This window comes from Pseudomonas sp. (assembly GCF_049645325.1).
Classification (GTDB): domain Bacteria; phylum Pseudomonadota; class Gammaproteobacteria; order Pseudomonadales; family Pseudomonadaceae; genus Aquipseudomonas.
Genome location: NZ_JBARTQ010000390.1, coordinates 1 through 1942, shown reverse-complemented (window position 1 = coordinate 1942; position 1942 = coordinate 1). Strand labels below are relative to the sequence as shown.

2 protein-coding genes and 1 pseudogene are annotated in these 1942 nt (G+C 58.7%); all 3 read left to right on the top strand.

Going from position 1 to position 1942, the window contains the following annotated elements:
* Positions 1-152, top strand: a pseudogene (locus tag WBB95_RS16980) (NAD(P)/FAD-dependent oxidoreductase); the annotation flags it as partial.
* 14 nt (positions 153-166) lie between these two features.
* Complete coding sequence (locus WBB95_RS16975; RefSeq protein ID WP_424488648.1) at positions 167-1198, top strand: ABC transporter substrate-binding protein; 1032 nt, start codon at positions 167-169, stop codon at positions 1196-1198.
* Between the two features lie 445 nt (positions 1199-1643).
* A partial coding sequence (locus tag WBB95_RS16970; protein ID WP_424488647.1) for an NAD(P)H-binding protein occupies positions 1644-1942 on the top strand: 299 nt, incomplete at its 3' end.

Genomic DNA, 1942 nt, shown 5'->3' with positions numbered 1-1942 from the left:
GCACCCAACCTGGCCTGCTCCACGGTTTCGGCTTTGCCGGCGCCGGGTTCCAGCTCGGCCCCGCCGTCGGTGAAGCCCTCACAGAACTCGTCTGCGAAGGCGCCAGCCGGCAACCCATCGAAGCGTTTTCCATCCGTCGTTTCCAAGCCTGAGAGGAAAAACATCCATGAACACACGTATCGCGCTGTCTTGCTTGTCCCTCGCGTTGCTCGCCGCCAACGCCCATGCCGCGCCGACGCTGTACTTGGGCATGAACGGCGGCACCATGGAACGGGTGTACGCCGACAAGGTGCTGCCCGCGTTCGAAAAGGCCAATAACGTCAAAGTGGTGATCGTGCCGGGCACCTCATCGGACATTCTCGCCAAGGTGCAGGCCAACAAAGACAACCCGCAGATGCACGTCATGTTCCTCGACGACGGCATCATGTACCGGGCCATCTCCATGGGGTTGTGCGACAAACTCGCGCCGAGCCCGACCCTGGCGCAGATCCCGGCGAAGGCAAAGATCAAGGACGAAGCCGTGGCCGTGACCTTGGGCGTCACCGGCCTGGGCTACAACGCCAAGATGTTCAAGGAAAAGGGCTGGGCCGCACCGACGTCATGGATGGACCTGGCAGACCCGCGTTTCAAGGACAAAGTGGTGTTCCAGTCCCTGGCCTCCTCCACCTTTGGCCTGCACGGTTTCCTGATGTTCAACCGTATCCAGGGCGGCTCCGAGACCAATGTGGAACCGGGCTTCAAGGCCTGGCCAACAACCATTGGCCCCAACGTGCTGGAGTACATTGCCAGCTCCGCGAAGATCTCCGAGATGGTGCAAACCGACGAAGCCGCGATCTTCCCCCTGACACCGACCCAGGTCACCACCCAGAAACTGCTCGGCGTGCCGATGGAATACGCGCAACCCAAGGAAGGCGCGGTGGTGCTGAACGTGGCCGAATGCGTGATTGCGCGCAATGACCAGCCTGAGCTGGCGCAGAAACTCGCGGCCTTTCTGCTGACCGCCGAGGCCCAGGCGCCGGCGCTGGAAGAAGGCGATCAAATCCCGTCGAACCCGACCACGCCGACTACCGATAAAACCCGTGCACGGGTGGAGGCGATGCAGGGGTATTTGCAGACGGCCATTTCGATTGATTGGGACCAGGTGAACCAGGCGCGGCCGGAGTGGAACGCGCGGTGGAGCCGGTCGATCGAGCGGTAAGGTCAACGGGGCTGTCGACCCACTGGCCGCAGCCCCAACCCCGCCTCGTCAATACCCGCCCTCACCTCCCCCCGACAGCGCTTGCGCTCAAGTTCCGACCGCTAAACGGTCGTTAAGCGAGCGAAAGCGTCGTCTTATTTCTCGGCACACCTCTAAAAAAACTCCTAATTCAAAAGATTTCTTGTGTTTATAAAATACAAAAAAGCGCCTTATATCTACAAAAAACTCTTATAAAGTGGCTAACTTCGTCAAATAATTCAAAAAAAGCCACGCCATGCATATACCGCTATAAATCCAGACACGTTGGGAGAGGGATTGACACCAAGCATTATGGTCATCATGCTTCAACCACAAGCAGTATGAGCATACTGCTTAAGCATCCCCATGGCGCCATGGACCGATGCCCCCAGCCAGCAACCTTCGCCTAACGTGTCAGGAGCAATTCATGAAAACGTATCTGGTAACAGGCGCCACCGGCGCTACCGGCACCCCAACCGTCCAGTACTTGCTGGAAACCGGCCATCGCGTCAATGCGTTTGTTCATCGCGAAGACGAGCGTTCGGAAAAGCTGAGAGCCTTGGGTGCCAACATCTTTGTGGGTGACTTACTGAAACTGAAGGACATGCGCCCGGCCATGAAAGGCGTGGACGGCGCGTACTTCGTCTACCCGATCGGCAACGGCCTGGTCGAAGCGGCGGCAGTCTTTGCCCAGGCGGCAAAAGAAGAAGGCGTCAAGATCATCGC

Excerpts from the sequence above, each read along its gene's own strand:
- WBB95_RS16975 (WP_424488648.1), top strand. The coding sequence starts at position 167 with ATGAACACACGTATCGCGCTGTCTTGCTTGTCCCTCGCGTTGCTCGCC.